This window comes from Collinsella aerofaciens, assembly GCF_015670795.1.
In the GTDB taxonomy this organism is placed as follows: Bacteria; Actinomycetota; Coriobacteriia; order Coriobacteriales; family Coriobacteriaceae; genus Collinsella; species Collinsella aerofaciens_Q.
The window spans coordinates 219,597-235,801 of the sequence record NZ_JADPCJ010000001.1; the positions used below are offsets into that span (position 1 = coordinate 219,597).

General features: G+C 64.4%; 15 protein-coding genes and 1 tRNA gene. 5 read left to right on the forward strand and 11 right to left on the reverse strand.

Features of this window, described 5'->3' with window-relative positions:
- Genes I4W09_RS01045 through cobM form a run of 8 tightly spaced genes read right to left on the reverse strand, consistent with a single transcriptional unit; the run spans position 1 to position 7,830 of the window.
- The gene (locus I4W09_RS01045) at positions 1-1,143 is read right to left on the reverse strand and encodes a nicotinate-nucleotide--dimethylbenzimidazole phosphoribosyltransferase (RefSeq protein ID WP_196031314.1); all 1,143 of its coding nucleotides are present in this window, start codon (positions 1,141-1,143) and stop codon (positions 1-3) included.
- Positions 1,136-2,518 (reverse strand): cobyrinic acid a,c-diamide synthase CobB, encoded by a 1,383-nt coding sequence (locus I4W09_RS01050; RefSeq protein WP_271756789.1) that lies wholly within the window; start codon positions 2,516-2,518, stop codon positions 1,136-1,138. The genes I4W09_RS01045 and I4W09_RS01050 overlap by 8 nt, the downstream gene beginning before the upstream one ends.
- Complete coding sequence (gene cbiE, locus I4W09_RS01055; protein WP_196031315.1) at positions 2,515-3,762, reverse strand: precorrin-6y C5,15-methyltransferase (decarboxylating) subunit CbiE; 1,248 nt, start codon at positions 3,760-3,762, stop codon at positions 2,515-2,517. Before cbiE ends, I4W09_RS01050 begins: the two co-directional genes overlap by 4 nt.
- Positions 3,750-4,493, reverse strand: a complete 744-nt coding sequence (gene cobJ / locus I4W09_RS01060; RefSeq protein ID WP_196031316.1) for a precorrin-3B C(17)-methyltransferase — start codon at positions 4,491-4,493, stop codon at positions 3,750-3,752. The genes cbiE and cobJ overlap by 13 nt, the downstream gene beginning before the upstream one ends.
- On the reverse strand, positions 4,493-5,584 hold the full coding sequence (locus tag I4W09_RS01065) for a cobalt-precorrin 5A hydrolase (protein WP_230318588.1): 1,092 nt from the start codon (positions 5,582-5,584) through the stop codon (positions 4,493-4,495). The genes cobJ and I4W09_RS01065 overlap by 1 nt, the downstream gene beginning before the upstream one ends.
- 42 nt (positions 5,585-5,626) lie before the next feature.
- Positions 5,627-5,860: an SAM-dependent methyltransferase gene (locus I4W09_RS01070; RefSeq protein ID WP_196031318.1), complete on the reverse strand. Its 234-nt coding sequence runs from the start codon at positions 5,858-5,860 to the stop codon at positions 5,627-5,629.
- A complete protein-coding gene (gene cbiD, locus I4W09_RS01075) occupies positions 5,853-7,037 on the reverse strand; it encodes a cobalt-precorrin-5B (C(1))-methyltransferase CbiD (protein ID WP_271756788.1) in 1,185 nt (394 codons plus the stop codon). The genes I4W09_RS01070 and cbiD overlap by 8 nt, the downstream gene beginning before the upstream one ends.
- Position 7,038: 1 nt before the next feature.
- Complete coding sequence (cobM, locus tag I4W09_RS01080; protein ID WP_196031319.1) at positions 7,039-7,830, reverse strand: precorrin-4 C(11)-methyltransferase; 792 nt, start codon at positions 7,828-7,830, stop codon at positions 7,039-7,041.
- Between the two features lie 458 nt (positions 7,831-8,288).
- Here cobM and I4W09_RS01085 point away from each other — a divergent pair, with 458 nt between their 5' ends.
- The 5 genes from I4W09_RS01085 (at position 8,289) to I4W09_RS01105 (ending at position 13,831) form a co-directional block, all read left to right on the forward strand.
- Positions 8,289-9,215, forward strand: coding sequence for a sirohydrochlorin cobaltochelatase (locus I4W09_RS01085; protein WP_022094564.1), 927 nt, complete (start codon positions 8,289-8,291; stop codon positions 9,213-9,215).
- Positions 9,216-9,359: 144 nt separating this feature from the next.
- Positions 9,360-9,893, forward strand: coding sequence for a hypothetical protein (locus I4W09_RS01090; protein WP_196031320.1), 534 nt, complete (start codon positions 9,360-9,362; stop codon positions 9,891-9,893).
- 4 nt (positions 9,894-9,897) lie between these two features.
- On the forward strand, positions 9,898-11,469 hold the full coding sequence (locus tag I4W09_RS01095) for an ABC transporter substrate-binding protein (RefSeq protein ID WP_196031321.1): 1,572 nt from the start codon (positions 9,898-9,900) through the stop codon (positions 11,467-11,469).
- A gap of 22 nt (positions 11,470-11,491) precedes the next feature.
- Positions 11,492-12,514 carry a FecCD family ABC transporter permease gene (locus tag I4W09_RS01100; RefSeq protein ID WP_117746328.1) on the forward strand — a complete coding sequence of 341 codons (1,023 nt, stop codon included), beginning with the start codon at positions 11,492-11,494 and terminating at the stop codon, positions 12,512-12,514.
- A 51-nt stretch (positions 12,515-12,565) separates the two neighbouring features.
- Positions 12,566-13,831 carry an ABC transporter ATP-binding protein gene (locus tag I4W09_RS01105; protein ID WP_230318589.1) on the forward strand — a complete coding sequence of 422 codons (1,266 nt, stop codon included), beginning with the start codon at positions 12,566-12,568 and terminating at the stop codon, positions 13,829-13,831.
- Between the two features lie 111 nt (positions 13,832-13,942).
- On the opposite strand, the gene I4W09_RS01110 is transcribed toward I4W09_RS01105, so the two are convergent.
- The 3 genes from I4W09_RS01110 to I4W09_RS01120 form a co-directional block, all read right to left on the reverse strand.
- Entirely contained in the window at positions 13,943-14,554 is a 612-nt protein-coding gene (locus I4W09_RS01110; RefSeq protein ID WP_196031323.1) for a TetR/AcrR family transcriptional regulator, read from the reverse strand.
- A 118-nt stretch (positions 14,555-14,672) separates the two neighbouring features.
- Positions 14,673-15,977 carry a lysylphosphatidylglycerol synthase transmembrane domain-containing protein gene (locus I4W09_RS01115; RefSeq protein ID WP_196031324.1) on the reverse strand — a complete coding sequence of 435 codons (1,305 nt, stop codon included), beginning with the start codon at positions 15,975-15,977 and terminating at the stop codon, positions 14,673-14,675.
- 151 nt (positions 15,978-16,128) lie between these two features.
- Positions 16,129-16,205: transfer RNA gene (locus tag I4W09_RS01120), tRNA-Glu, on the reverse strand.

Sequence of the window (16,205 nt, forward strand, 5' to 3'; positions counted from 1 at the left end):
TCAATTCCCAGCCTCGAAATGCTCGTAAGCAGCCATGCCAGTCGCCGTGAACGTCTTCCCATCCCGGTACACGCGCAGCGCCGAATCCAGAAGGGGCAGATACGCCATGGCGCCCGCGCCCTCGCCCAAGTGCATGCCTGCGTCGAGGGGTGCCTTTATGCCGAGCTCGCGAAGAAGCTCCTGGCTTGCGGGTTCGCTTGATGCGTGGGTGCCCACGAGGTAGCCCAAGACATTGGGGCACAGGCGCGCCGCGCACAGGGCCGCCGTGCAGGATATGACCCCGTCGAGGAGCGCCGGCGCCTTCGAGGCCGCGGCCCCCAGGTAGAAACCGCACATCGCCGCGATGTCGAAGCCGCCCACCTTCGAGAGCACGTCGATCGGATCGGCGGGATCGGGCGAGTTCGCGTCGATAGCGCGCTCGACCACGTCGCGCTTGCGCGCGAGCGAGGCGTCCGAGAGCCCCGCGCCGCGCCCGACGAGGCTCCGCGCGTCCGCCCGGATGAGCACTGCGGCCACCGCCGCCGAGGTGGTCGTGTTGCCGATGCCCATCTCGCCCGCGGCAAGAAGGCGCACGCCGGCGCGGGCAAGCCCGCACGCGACGGCGATTCCGACCTCGATCGCGCGCACGGCCCCATCGCGAGACATAGCGGAGCCGTGCGCGATGTTGCCGCTCCCCCGCCGCACGTTCGCGCGCACCATGCGCGCGTCTTCTATGCCCCGGGCCATACCCACGTCGACGGGCACGACCTCGGCACCCGCGAACGCCGCCATGCGGCAGGCGCTCGTGGCCCCCTCGCACATGTTGCGCGCGACGGCTCGCGTCACGTCTTGCCCGCTTTGCGACACGCCTTCGGCAACGACCCCGTTGTCGGAGAAGAATACCGCGAGCGCACGGGGAAACTCGGCCACCTCGGCGCTCCCCTGAGCTGCGGCGATACACGCGACGGCGTCTTCAAAGTCGCCCAATCCCCCCAAGGGGTGCGCGATGGAGTCCCACACGGCGTACGCCGCGGCGCGGGCGCACTCATCTGCGGGCGCAATCCGGGAGAGCGTGGCTTCGAGCACGGCGCCCGGCGTCGACGAGAACGCGCGCCCGACTTCCTCGCGGATGCAGGCAAGCGCGGTTTCGATTGCTTCAGCCATGCCGTCTCCTCTCTTCAAACGACGCTGCGGCAACCGCGAACGCGCGCGCAACATCGGGGTTCGCAGGATAGTAAACATGCGGGAAGCCCGCCACCAGGGACGGGGTGGTCGTCATGCACGGCCAGCCCTTGTCGCGCCGGGGCTTCTGCGCCCAGAAGTCGCCGCCCGGGCAGGTGGACTGCCAGTAGTGGAACTCGTGCGCGCGGATGCGTGTGCCGCGCGGCCCGTAGAGCCCGTCGCATTGGGAAGTAAGCTCCACGTACCCGAAATGGGACAGCCTTCCCCCGTTCTCGCTTGCGCCCTCAAGGGCGCCCGCAACAGGCCAGCGCCGCCCCTCGCTATCGGCGATTTCGCGTTGCAGGTACAGAAACCCACCACATTCTGCGACCGTCGGCATGCCGGATTCCACCGCGCGCCGCACCGCCTTGCGCATCGGCGCATTCTCGGAGAGCTTCCGCGCATGGAGCTCCGGGTAGCCGCCCCCCAGATAGAGGGCGCTTGTCCCCCGGGGCAACTCGCTATCACACAGGGGGCTGAAAAAGGCCAGCTCGCAACCCAGGTCCTCGAGCGCGCGCAGGTTCTCCTCGTAGTAGAACGAGAACGCCTCGTCACGCGCGACGGCGACGATGGGCCGCGCTCCCGCGATCGGCTCCAACCGGTAAGGTTCCTCGCGGATATCGGGTGCCGTCGCCGCTATTTCGAGCAAGCGGTCGACGTCGACGCTCTTTTCCACCAGCTCGGCCATCTTGTCGATGCGCGCGGAGAGCTGCTCGACCTCGTCGGCGGTCACAAGCCCCAGATGCCGGCTTTCGAGCGAGAACGCCTCGTCGGCGGGGATATTCCCCAAAACCGCGACGCCCGTGTGCTTCTCGATCGCAGGCGCCGCGTAGGCGCAGGCAGCGGCGCTCGTCTTGTTCAGCACGACGCAGCGCACGTTCGCACAAGGCAGGAACTCGGCGATGCCACGGATTACGGCGGCGAGCGATAAAGACGCCCCGCGCCCGTTCACCACTAAAACGACCGGCGTTTCCGTGTCGCGCGCAACCTGGTAGCTGCTCGCGTCGGCCACGCCGGGCGCCATGCCGTCGTAGAAGCCCATGACCCCCTCGAGAACCGCGACATCCGCGCCCGCGGCGCCGCGTGCGAGCAGGGCGCGCAGCGTCGGGGCGTCGGTGAAGAAGCCGTCTAAGTTCCCCGAGCGCGCACCCACGACGCGGCGATGAAAGAGCGGATCAATGTAGTCGGGGCCGCATTTGAAGGCCGCGCATGCGAGGCCGCGGCGCGCGAGCGCGCGCAGGAGCGCGCACGTTACGACCGTCTTGCCGCTCCCGCTCGAGGGCGCAGCGACCATGAAGCGCGGGATGGACGTGCTCACCGGGCACCGCCTTCCCCACCTGCACCACGCGCGCTGACGAGGAACACGGGGTTTTGCGCCTTCATAAGATGATGCGAGCCTACAGCCTCGGCGCGGGCGGCCGACAACTGGCACGCATCGAACCCCTTAAAGCGCGAACCCGAGAGGAGCGCGCACGCCTCGGTGAGTGTCTCAATGGTGACGCATGGCACACACAGGCGAACATGCGAATTCTTCTCGAGCGCCGCCTCCACGATGGAGGGAAGCTCGCCCGCGCTCCCGCCGACGAACACGGCGTCGGGGACGGGCAGTTTCGCGAGCGCTTCGGGAGCGACGCCGGGGACCGCATACACGTTGCCGCACCCGAATGCATCCGCGTTCTCTCGGATGAGCCGCACGCCGGCCGCGTTGCGCTCGACCGCCCATACCGACCCCGCTCGCGCGACGAGCGCCGCCTCGATCGACACGCTCCCCGTGCCGGCGCCGACGTCCCACACGGTGTCGGTCGCGGTAAGGCGCAGCTTCGCGAGCGCGACGGCTCGCACCTCCTGCTTGGTCATGGGAACGTCACCGCGGATGAAGAGCTCGTCGGGAATGCCCGAGGAAGCGTACGGCCAGCGGGAACTCGCGGCGCGGGATGCGAAATCGATAAGCATCACGTTCAAGTCGTCGAACGACTGACCTGCGATTTCACTTGCGGTCGCACAGGTGATGCGCTCGTCGGGGTACGACAGGCGCTCGGCCACCGTCACGCGCGCGTCCCCGAAGCCCGCCTGCACAAGCTCGCCGGAAAGCCGCGAGGGGTCTTCCCCGCCCGACGTGACGAGGAAGAGCTCACCTGCGCGCTCGGCCTCGGCCACGATGTCGCACGCCACGCCGTGAGCGCTCGCAAAGCGCCAATCCTGCCATGGACGCGCGAGGCGCGCGGCGAGATACGACGCTGAGCTTATGCCGGGAATGACGCGCACGTCCACCTGCGCGTTGCCGGAGAGCGCCTCCACCAGGCGGCGCGCGCCGCTGAACAGCCCCACATCGCCCGTCATCACGACCACGGCGCGCTGCCACGACGCCGCATCGGTGAGCGCGGCGGCGATGTCCGCCGTCTTCACGAGCTCGCATCTCACCACGTCGGGCGGCACGTCGATGCCGGCAAGCGCGCGATGAGCGCCGATGACCACGTCGGCGATGTCGATCGCGTCGAGCGCCGCGCGCGAGAGCAAGTCGGGGTTTCCGGGCCCCGCCCCGATGATCGTTACCTTTCGCATGAAATCTCCCGATACCCGCGCGGCGTGACCATACGGCCGCCTACGAGCTTCGTGTCCGCGTTGCCGACGAACACGGTGGTGAACATGTCGGCGTCGATCTCCCCCAGCTCGGAGAGCCTGCACATGCCCGACTGCTGCCCCTCGCGCCCGATGTTGCGTACCCAGCCGCAGAGCGTGTCGGGGGCCTTCCATTCGAGCATAATCTTCGCCGCGCGTGAGAGCCTGTCGGCGCGCTTTCTGCTGCGCGGGTTGTACAAACAGATGCAGAAGTCGGCGCTCGCCACGGCGGCGAGCCTGCGCTCGATGACCTCCCATGGCGTGAGCAGGTCGGAGAGCGACACGACCGCGAAGTCGTGGGCAAGCGGGGCGCCGAGCACCGCCGACCCGCTCTGAGCCGCGGTGGCCCCGGCGATAACTTCCACGTCTACATCGGGGTAGTCCTCCGCAAGCTCCAGCACAGGGCTCGCCATGCCGTACACGCCCGCGTCACCGCTGCACACGAGCGCCACGGCTTCTCCGCTCTGCGCGCGCGAAAGCGCCAGGCGGCACCGTTCGACCTCGTGCATCATCGGCGTCGCGAGATGCGCCGCGTCAGGCACGGCGGCGAGCGCGAGCTCCACGTATTTCGTGTACCCCACAACGATGTCGGCCGCCTCCAGCGCGCGCCGAGCCGCAATCGTCATGCCGTCGGGGCCGCCCGGGCCGATCCCCACCACGAAGAGCTTTCCCATCACCGCTCCTTAAACGAAAGTTCGATAGTTACCCTGGAAAACGCGACGGTCACGCCGCCGTGAGCAAGCTTCGGGAAGATCAGTTTACCCCCGTCCGCGAGCGCCGCGCGCTCGCACACGTTGTCGACCCCCACCGTCGCGCGCACGAAATCAGATGGCGAAACGCTGCCTTCGACCTGCGACAACTCCTCTGCGGAATACGTCGTAAGCGGGATATTGCGCGCGCGGCAGAAGGCGAGCAGACCCTTCTCGTGCGCCTTCACGTCGATCGTCGCCGCCTCGCGCACGGCCGAAGGCGAGATGCCCGCCTGCCCGCACGCGAGAAGAAACGCCTCCCCGATCGCTTCGGCGCACGCACCGCGACGGCACCCTATGCCCGCAACGATGCAGGGCACGACAAGGCGAAGCGGCTCGGGCGCAGGCGCCTGCGCCCGCACGCACGCTGGCTTCCCAGTTTCACCGTCGGGCACGACCTCGCCCGTTGTCTCCGCCGCGCGAACGAACGCACCTGCATTCGCGCCAGCGAACGGTGACACGACGATATCGGCCCGAGCGCGGTCGGACGCAATGTCAACCCCCTCAGGCGGCTGTCCCGAAATCGGCATGTCGGAATAGAGCGCCACGCGCCCGCCCGAAAGCAGCCTCGCCGACACTCGCTTGATAGCCTCGGGATTCGAAACGGCGAGCCCCTCACAGCGCGCCCACGTATCCACCGCCCACACGCCGCGGACGTCGGTCGCCGTTGTGATGACGGGGATGGCCCCTGCCGCGCGTGCCACAGTTTGCGCAAGCTCGTTCGCACCGCCCAAATGCCCCGACAAAAGCGGGACGGCAAAGCGCCCCGCCTCGTCGATCACCACAACCGCGGGATCTTTTGCCTTCGAGGCGACATGCGGCGCGATCGCCCGCACGGCGATGCCCGCCGCGCCGACGAACAGAAGCGCGTCCGACGCTTCCCACGCGAGCGCCGTCCATGCGCGCAGGTCGGCCTTCCCCTCGCCGAACCCGCGCGAAACGGAAACGTTCCAGCCAGGGTCATCTTCACCTGTCTGCGCGCAATCGGAAAGCGCGCGTGCGGTGCGCTCCGCCAACGCATACCCCCTCTCAGTGAACGCTATGCAGGAAATCCTCATCTAGCGCACTACCATCGTCGAGAAGTAGCTGCCCCGATCGGGCACATCGTCGAGCGAGCGGTACACGCGCTCGCCCGGAAGACCACAGTCCTCTACGAGCTCGGCACCGTCGAAGGCGCCCTCCTCGCGAAGGATGCGCTTCGTGTCCGCAAGCGAGCGGCGCGCCTTCATGACCACCTTCGTCCCCGACCAGCCGATCACGCGGGGCACCCCGTACAGAACGCCTTTACTCATACGTCGCCCCCAATTCCCCGATAACTGCATCGGCGCCCGACGTGCGGAAAAGCTCGCGGCGCTCGGCGTCGAACACGACCGCGGCGATGTCGCATGCGCCCGCCGCGCGGCGGCGCAACCTGTCCTCGATTGCCGCAGCGAGCGAGGCGCGCGCAGCGTCCCCCACGCCGGCGGCCTCGATTACCTCGAGCGCCACCGTGGTCGTGACGGACGTCATGATCTCGCGCACGGTCTTCGCGCCCGCGCCGGCCATGGCCGCGTGGGCGGCCAGAATCTCCGCGCGGCAGTCGGCGGTACGCGAATGGGTGTCCATGATGCCGCCCGCGACCTTCACCAGCTTGCCGATGTGTCCCACAAGAAGGACATTGGTGAATCCCTCGCGAACGCAGCAATCAATCGCATCGCCTACAAAGTTGGAGATAAAGACCACCGGCGCACCGTTTAGGTGGAAATGCCCCGAGATGAACTGCGCGCCGTAGTTGCCGGGCGTGAGCACGACTCCGCGCCGCCCCATAGCCGCATGCTGCCGAATCTCGAGCACGATGCTGTCGCGCAAGGCAGCGAGGCTGCGCGGCTCGACGATGCCCGTCGTGCCCAGGATGGAGATGCCGTCCTTTATCCCCAGGTGCGGGTTGAAGGTCTTTTCGGCAAGGGCAACGCCCTCGGGTACAGAAATCGTCACAGCAATATTTCCAGAAAAGACGTGCGCGGCGCACACCTCGCGAACCGCCGAAGTGATCATCGCGCGCGGCGTCGCGTTGATGGCGGCCGCCCCCACCGGCTGCTCGAGCCCGGGCAACGTCACGCGCCCCACGCCCACGCCGCCATCGACGGAAACTTCCGATTCGCGCGCGGGCACGCCCTTGCTGCCCGCAGCACCCGTGCCCGACCCCGCATGTTCCACGCGCGCGTACACGAGCACGCCGTCGGTCACATCGGCATCGTCGCCTGCGTCCTTTCGCACGGCGCACTGGGCGCACCCCTCGCCGATGCATGCGTCGACCACGTTCGCTTCGACGGGCAGCCCGCCGGGGGTGACGATCGACACGAGACCGACGGGCTTTCGTGACAAGAGCATCTCGCAGGCCGCCTTCGCCGCGAGCGCGGCGCAGCTCCCCGTGGTGTAGCCGCAGCGCAGGCGGGTCGTCCCGGTATATATGTAGTGCTCGAAGGCCACGCTAGCTGCTCGCCTTCCGATACCCCGTGGCAAAAGAAGGGTCGTAAAGCTTGCTGCGCTCGTACGACTCCGCTTGCGCGCCGTTGTGCGCAAGCCCGCCGCGAGCTCCGAGCACGCGGCCCACCACCACGAGCGCCGTGCGGTCGATGCCCTCTCGCGCGCCCGCATCGGCGAGCGTGCCCACTGTGCATCGCACCACGCGCTCCTCAGGCCAGGTCGCCTTGTACACGAGCGCCGCCGGCTCGTCGGAACTGCGGCCCGCGGCCAAAAGCTCGGCGGAAAGCTCGGCGAGCATACCCGAGCTCAGGAAGATGACCATGGTCGAGCCGCTTTCCGCCATGGTGCGCATGCCCTCGCCCGCGGGCATGGGGGTGCGTCCGGAAAGCCGCGTGATCACGACCGACTGGCTGATTCCCGGCAGCGTGTATTCCTGGCGAAGTGCCGCCGCGGCACCGCAAAAGCTCGACACGCCGGGCACCACCTCGTAGTCCACGCCGTGCGCGTCGAGCGCGTCCATCTGCTCCTGGATGGCGCCGTACAGGCACGGGTCGCCCGTGTGCAGGCGCACCACTTCCTCGCCCCGCGCATCTGCCGCGCACATCACGTCGAGCACTTCCTCCAAGGTCATGTGCGCGCTGTCGTAGACGATGCAGGATTCCTTGCACTCAGCGAGCAGCTCGGGGTTCACAAGGCTTCCCGCCCAAACGACCACGTCGGCTGCGCGCAGAAGGCGCGCCCCGCGCAGCGTGATAAGGTCGGTGGCGCCCGAGCCTGCGCCAACGATATGAATCATCCGAGCCTTCCCTTCCCGTTTCTCATCGCAACCGTTTACGCCGCCATTCGCGCAGCGGGCAAAACACGGCGCCTGCGGCGGCAATCGGCGCAAATACGCAGGCAGGAGGCGCAATGCAGCCCGCCCTGGCTTTGACACGTTCACAAGTGCCCACTATCATAGTAAAAGTTTCGGCAACGAGCATATGACAATCGGATAAAAGGAAATGACCGGCGCGGCGCCCGCACAGCCCGCGCTGGCTTGCGGAGGGAACCAGGTGGGAATCCTGGGCAAGGGACATTACTGTATAGGACGCGCGGGCGAACCGCCTCGCGCCCCAAGCCAGACTGCTTCGCCTTTTCCTCACGGCATCGCCGTGGCGTTAGCTCCTTGTGAACCCCGAGGGGTGCGCTTTTCTTTCGCTTGTGCCGACAAGCAACTGTCGCCGGGGGACCGGCAAACCGAGGAAAGGAAAAACCATGTCCGACCAGATGTCACGCCGCGGCTTCATGGGCGCCGCAGCAACCGGAGCCGTCGCGCTCGCCGGAGTCGCGCTCGCGGGCTGCTCCAACACCTCCGCGAGTTCCGAGAAATCGAGTGAAAAGGAGAAGGCCGTGAAGCCGGTCATCCTCGTCACGAGCTTCGGCACGAGCTACAACGACTCGCGCCACATCACCATCGGCGCCATCGAAGACGCTATCCGCGAGAAGTACTGGCAGGACTACGACATCCGCCGCGCCTTCACCGCGCAGATCATCATCGACAAGCTGAAGAAGCGCGACGGCATCACGATCGACAACATGACCGAGGCGCTCGACCGCTGCGTGGAAGACGGTGTGAAGGAAATCGTCGTGCAGCCGACGCATCTCATGGGTGGCCTGGAATACACCGACGTGAAAGACGAGCTCGACAAGTACGCCGACAAGTTCGACAAAATCTCGCTCGGCGACCCGCTGCTCACCTCCGACGACGACTACAAGAAGGTGGCCGCAGCCATTAAGGAGAACATGGCGTCCTTCGACGACGGCAAGACGGCGCTGTGCCTCATGGGCCACGGCACCGAAGCCGATTCCAACGCCGACTATGCCAAGATGCAGGAAGTGTTCAAGAACGAGGGCTTGACGCAGTTCTTCGTCGGCACCGTCGAGGCTGAACCGACCTGCGAGGATGTTATCGCCGCCGCGAGCGCCGCAGGCTACAAGAAGGCCGTGCTCGCGCCGTTCATGGTGGTCGCGGGCGACCACGCGAACAACGACATGGCAGACGAGACCGACCCCGACAGCTGGGCTGCGAAGTTCGTGGCCGCCGGCTTCGAAGTGACGTGCCTGCTCCAGGGTCTGGGACAGAACGTCGCGGTCGACGACATCTACGTCTCGCACGTGGACGACGCCATCGCCAAGCTGTAAACTCGCCGCGCACGGGGGCGCCGGTCGCGTCCCCGTGCAACGGGCATGCGCCTTCCCCGACTGACGGCGCATGCCCGTTGCATTCGCATCCCGCCCGCCCACCGCACGGCGCGGGCGGTCGAAGCGATTGAAAGGAACCCCTCCATGTTGAAGAAAACCCTCGCCTTCGCCCTGTCGGCGGCGCTTTTCGCGTTCTCGCTCGCCGGCTGCGGCGGAAATTCAATCGACAGCGCAAAGGCAAGCGATGCCGATTCCCAGGAAAAGACCGAACAGGTGGCCGATGCGCCCGAGGGCGCAAGCGCTGCCCCCATCACCGCCGACAAGGTGGCCGACGGCACCTATCCGATCACCGTAGATTCCAGCTCGAGCATGTTCAGGATTGTGGACGCCCAGCTCATCGTGGAAAACGGCTCCATGCACTGCGTGATGACACTTTCCGGCACGGGCTACGGCAAGCTATTCATGGGCACGGGCGACGAGGCTGCCGCCGCGAGCGAGGCCGACTTCATCCCCTATGCGGAAAACGCGGAAGGCAAGTACACCTACGACGTGCCCGTCGAAGCGCTCGACGAGGACACCGCCTGTGCCGCGTGGAGTATTAGAAAAGAGCGGTGGTACGACCGCACGCTCGTATTCGAATCCGCCGGCGTCGATCTGCGCGCCGACGCGCTGAAGTAACGCCATGCGGTCGATTCTTCCCAAGGGGGAAAGCAGGAAGCGTCGCAGCATCGCGGTGCGCGTGATCGCCTGCATTCTCGTCGCCCTGCTCGCGCTTCCTTTCGCGGGGTGCAGTGCGAGCCCGAACGCGACCGGTGGCACGGCAGGCTCTCAGGAATACACTGTGAGCGTCTCGCTTTCCGGCGGGTCAGGGCGCGCAAGCATCGCCTCACCCACCGCAATTGTGAAGGATGGCGACACCTACACCGCGACCATCACCTGGTCGAGTTCGAACTACGACAAGATGACCGTCGACGGCGTGGACTACGCGCCCGTAAACGACGGCGGCAACTCCACGTTCGAGATACCCGTCACGCTCGACGAGGACATGGCCGTGTCGGCCGAGACCGTCGCCATGTCGACGCCGCACACCATCGACTACACGATCCACTTCGACTCATCCACCATGAAGGAGAAATCGGGCGACGATGCAAGCGGCGGCTCCCCTGCGGGAACGGCTTCAAGCGCCGCGGCCGACTTCCACAACGCAGATTTGGGCTGCGGCTGGGAGCCGACGGGGACGCTTCAGCTAGAATACGCCAAGCACTTCACTATCGACGAGTACGAAGGCGGCCTGCGGCTTATCTGCATTTCGAACGGGGAGCGCTTCCTCGTGGTGCCGCAAGATGCGAAGGTACCTGATGGGTTGAGCTCCGACATCGCGGTCATAAGGCGCCCCACCGACAAGGTGTACCTCGTGTCGTCGGCGACGATGTGCCTGGTCGACGCGCTCGATGCGAACGACAATATCATCATGTCGGGCACGAAGGCCGACGATTGCTCGGTCGCGGGCTTCAAAAGCGCACTCGAAAGTGGGGAGATCGCCTACGGCGGCAAGTACAGCGCGCCCGACTACGAGCGAATATCGGCCTCGGGCTGCACGCTCGCCATCGAGAACACCATGATCAACCACACACCCGATGTGAAGGAAAAGCTGCAGAAACTCGGGCTCGTCGCGCTCACCGAACAGTCGTCGAGCGAGCCCGAAGCACTCGGGCGCGTCGAGTGGATTAAGCTTTTCGGCGTCCTGTTCGACAAGGAAGACGAGGCCGCGCACCTGTTCAACGAGCAGAAGGCCCGCGTCGAGCAAACGTCGGGGCTCGCGTCGTCAGGTAAAACCGTGGCGTATTTCTACATTAACTCGAACGGGGCCGCCGTCACGCGGCGGGCGGGCGACTACGTGGCGCAGATAATCGAGCTTGCAGGCGGCAGCTACGCGCTCGATGACGCGCAGACGGCGTCGACGTCAGGTTCGTCAGTAACGCTCGAAATGGAGCGCTTCTACGCGACGGCGAAGGATGCCGACATCATCGTCTACAACGGCACCATCGACGAATCGGTTACCACCTTGAACGACTTCGTAGGCAAAAACGCGCTATTGTCGCAGTTCAAAGCCGTGAAGAACGGCAACGTCTGGGTCACAAGCGCCGACATGTACCAGCAGATGACTTCTACCGCCGACATTATCGACGAACTGCACGGGGCGTTCACCGGCGATGACGCGAGCGACTTCCATTATCTGAGGAAGCTCGGCTAGCACCATGAAAAGCCGACTTTCCATGACATACGACGAATCGGGGCGCGCCGCGCGGTGTCGCGTCGTGACGGCGCTGCTCGCTGTTGCCCTCATCGTGCTCGTCGGGGCCAACCTGTGCATCGGGAGCGTGCTCGTGCCAGCAGACCACATCCCCGGCATCCTTTCGGGCGGCGCGGCCAATTCCATGGAAAGCCAGGTCATCTGGGAGATTCGCCTGCCGCGCGTGCTTTCAGCCGTGCTTCTCGGCGGGGCGCTTTCCCTCTCCGGGTTCCTGCTGCAGACGTTTTTCAACAACCCCATCGCCGACCCGTTCATCTTGGGCGTCTCCTCGGGTGCAAAGTTCGTCGTAGCGCTTACGATGATTGTACTTCTGGGCGCGAACCAGGCCATGTCCTCCCCGGCCATGGTGGCCGCAGCGTTTCTGGGCTCGCTTATCACCATCGGCTTCGTGCTCCTCATCGCACGGCGCATAAGTTCCATGGCCATACTCATCGTGGCGGGCGTCATGGTGGGATACATCTGCTCGGCGGCGACGAACTTCCTCATCGCCTTCGCCGACGACCAGTCCATCGTGAACCTGCACAACTGGTCTTTGGGTAGCTTCTCGGGTTCGAGCTGGGACGACATCGCGGTCATCGCGGTCGTGGTGATCACCGTGAGCGCATGCGTATTCGCGATATCGAAGCCCCTTTCCGCCTTCCAGCTGGGAGAAGCCTACGCGAAAAGCGTCGGCGTGAACGTCGCACGCTTCCGCGTGGTGCTCGTCCTTCTAGCGAGCATGCTCTCCGCCTGCGTGACCGCGTTCGCTGGTCCGGTGTCGTTCGTAGGCATCGCGGTTCCGCATCTCGTTAAGTCGGCGCTGAAGTCGTCGAAGCCTATCCGCGTGATTCCTGCGTGCTTCTTGGGAGGCGCCATCTTTTGCGCGGGCTGCGATTTGATCGCGCGCACGCTGTTCTCCCCCGTCGAGCTTTCCATCAGCGCCGTCACCGCCATCTTCGGCGCGCCGGTGGTTATTGCACTCATGTTGAAGAAGCGGGTGAGGTAGATGGGGGAATTCGTGCCGCGGACCAAAACGCTCGGAGGGAACATTCCATGCTTGGCCAGTTCTGAGCTCGCACGAAAGCGCCAGAAGGCTCTTTCGGCTCGTGCGGAACTGCGCGCGGAACGCCTCCTTCGAGCGGAGTCGAACCTCGAAACCCCGGTAAAAACGCAGGCTGACGGAGCGCCGCTTTTCCGCATAAGCGACCTGTCGGCGGGCTACGACAAGAAGGTCGTAGTCGAAGGCGTCGATCTGGAGGTTCGCGCGGGCGACGTCGTGGCACTCATCGGGCCGAACGGCTCGGGCAAGTCGACCATCTTGAAAACCATCACACGCCATCTGGCACCGCTTGCCGGCGCGGTCGAGCTCGACGGGCGGGAGATTTCCCGATGGAAGACGGCGGAGTTCGCAAGGAACCTTGCCGTTATGCTGACAGATCGCCCCCGAACCGAGCTCCTCACCTGCCGCGATATCGTAGAGGCGGGAAGGCATCCCTACACCGGGCGAATGGGCGCACTCACGCCCGACGACCATAATCGGGTCGACGAGGCCATGAAAACCGCACATGTGGAAAAGCTTGCCGAGCGCGACTTCATGCAGATAAGCGACGGGCAACGCCAGCGCGTCATGCTCGCACGCGCCATCGCGCAGGATCCGCGCGTGCTCGTGCTCGACGAGCCCACGTCGTATCTCGATATCCGCTACCAGATCGACCTGCTGCGAATACTTCGCCACCTTGCGAAATCGCGGAATGTTGCTGTCATCATGTCCATCCACGAACTCGAGCTCGCGCAGAAAAGCGCCGACAAGGTGATTTGCGTGAAGGACGGCCGGGTCTTCCGCGCCGGCGCACCCGAGGACATATTCACGCGCGAGACGATTGGCGAGCTCTACGGCCTGCAACATGGCACCTTCAACGAGCGCTTCGGCAGCGTGGAAATTGGGCGCCCGCACGGCGATGCGCACACGTTCGTCATCGCCGGCGCAGGTACGGGGTCGGCTGTGTTTCGCCAGCTCATCCGGCAGGGCAAGGCGTTCTACGCGGGCGTTCTGCACGAAGGGGACATCGACTGCGAGCTCGCGCGCGACCTGGCGACGGAATGCGTGGCCGAGCGCGCCTTCGAGCCGATCGGGGATAAAACCATAGCCCGCGCCAAAGAGCTCCTCGTCCACTGCACGCGCCTTATCGTGTGCCCCGCCGCCTTCGGCACCATAAACGCCCGCAACGCAGAGCTCGTCGAGTTCGCACGCTCGCATGGTATCGAGGTCATGCGAGCGTGCGAAGGCGCATCGGAGGATTCCCAATTGGAGTGGGAAGGATAAACTGGACTTTTTTTAAGGATCCTCAGGCTACAGCTCCTACGCCGGCGAGGTCTCCAAGGCGCCGGAGAACCTCGTGAACAGGAATTTCCACGCCGACGAGCCCAACTAGGCCTAATCCAAGCGAGATTCCAGACTCGACAGGCCATTAAGAGTCAGGTCGTTGGCGACCTCAGAGACGCGCTCGATAGGAACCGAGCCGTCAGACAGTGCCCACGTGCGATAGATACCGATAATACCCGATAGCAAAAACGCCAGGTAGTAATCGAACATCTCGTCCTTGAGACCTTGGGGCAGCAGATCGCGCTCGGCAATCTCGTGCTCGAGCGGCGCACGAAGACGAGCCATAAAATCATCGAGCGGAATGTTCTCGATCAGTTGACGATTGAGCACCAGGTTGTTGCACAGTGCCTCGTTAACAGTTTTAAAGAAGGTCGCCGCCGCGCCCAGGGCGCGCTCGTTGGTGTCGCCGTCCATGGAAGCAAGCGTTTTCTCGACTGAGTCGGCAATCATCTCCACCACGTCAACGGCGATGGCATCGAGCAGGCCGTCAACCGTACCGAAGTGCACGTAAAAGGTCTTGCGGTCGACATTTGCCTCACGCGCGATGGCACTCACCGTAATGTCGGCAAGCGGCTTATCCATCAAAAGGCGCTCAAACGCAGAAAGGATGGCATTGCGGCTGCGAACGATGCGGCGGTCGAGGCGCGGTTTGCTGGTGGCCATGGATGAGTCCCTTCTGAATGCGAGCATTCATCAACAGATGAGAGTTAATCTACGTAAGAGGATTATCCCCCATCCGGCACAAAAATGCCCGGCAACATGAAGAACGCACGACCAACTATTACGCCTTAGAGTGTTTCTTTTTGTTCAAAGCAGCCGGGGACACACGGATGCCGTCGCCTGTCTGGCGCACATAGGCCTTATGCGCCGGTTTGGCGGCCCCAGAAGCCTTCTGAGCATGCTGATTGGGATCAACGGTAACCGCATGCACAGGATGAGGCTTTGCAGGCTTAGAGGACGTCTGAGGCGTTCGTCCGAGCTTGCGCATCACGCGATCCCAGCGTGCATGGATACTCTCGTTGTGAGCGCTCTTAAGGCCCAGCAGGGGCGCGGCCAAAATAGTCGGCGCGATAAACGTAATGAGGCGCCACAGCAGGTAACCGGCGGTCGACGCCGATCCAAAGAAATGACCCAGGAACAGCGCGAAGCCACCCTCGGCGCCGCCGGTGCCACCGGGCAGGGGAACAGCAGAGCTCAGGAGCTGAACAAAGGCGCTCGCGGCCATGACCGAGAAAAAGTCGACTTCGTGGTGGCCAAAGGCAAGCATCAGGAAATACGGCACGAGGTAGAAAAACGCGAGCTGTAACATGGTGATGACCACCGTGAGCAGCATGGACGAAAAGTGACCGGCCGAAAGCTTGAACTTCTCAGAGAACGAATAGATTTCGCCGTCGACAAACGTACGCCAGCCCTCGATCTTGGTGGCCGAGACGCCCATTCGCTCGAGCCAATTGATGATGCAGTGCGCGACGCGCGTGACGGTCTTGGGCATGAGCGCGACGGCAAAGATGCCAAGCAGAATGCAGCAGTGACCGCCAAAGCTAAAGACGCACAGCAACGTCATGTCACCATAGCGCTCGGCGAAAAACGGCATGCGGGCAAGCAGCAGAATGGCACCCCAGGCAACGAGGCCAAACTGATACACGATAAAGCGCGTGAACTGCGTGGCACCGGCCTCGCCGACGTTTTGGCCAGCCTTGGTCAGGCGGTAGATCTGGGCAGGCGTGGAGCCCATCATCATGGGCGTCAGGTTGCCAAAGAAGATACCGCTCGCCTCGACCGAGATCAGGTCGCGAATGCCGACGGGCGAATTGGGATCGAGCCAAACGGCGATCGCATAGGCAACGATGCCAAAGAACAGGTACAGGAACATGCAAAAGCATGCAGCGGCGAGCCACGGCGCTTGGACGCTCGACATGGCAGCCCAAAACTGTCCCATCTGACCGGTCACAATCAGATAAACGATATAGCCGACCAGCACGACGCCGATAAAAATGGCACCGCGACGTGCACTCTTGTTGTCATCGCCGCCTGAGGCCTCAACCTCGACCTGGGGCTTAGATGTATGCTGAGAGGACTCCTTCATGAGGCTCCTTCTGACCGTCCAAATATCTTGCATATTGTACCCGCAAGGGCCACAAGCAGAACGAAAAGCTATGGGCCAAATGGGAATTGCAGATGGGTTGCTCGGAAATAAAAAACCCGAACTTCCGTGGGAAGTCCGGGTCTCTAATTCATGGTAGCCCGTACCAGATTCGAACTGGTGATCTCCGCCTTGAGAGGGCGGCGTCCTAAACCGCTAGACGAACGGGCC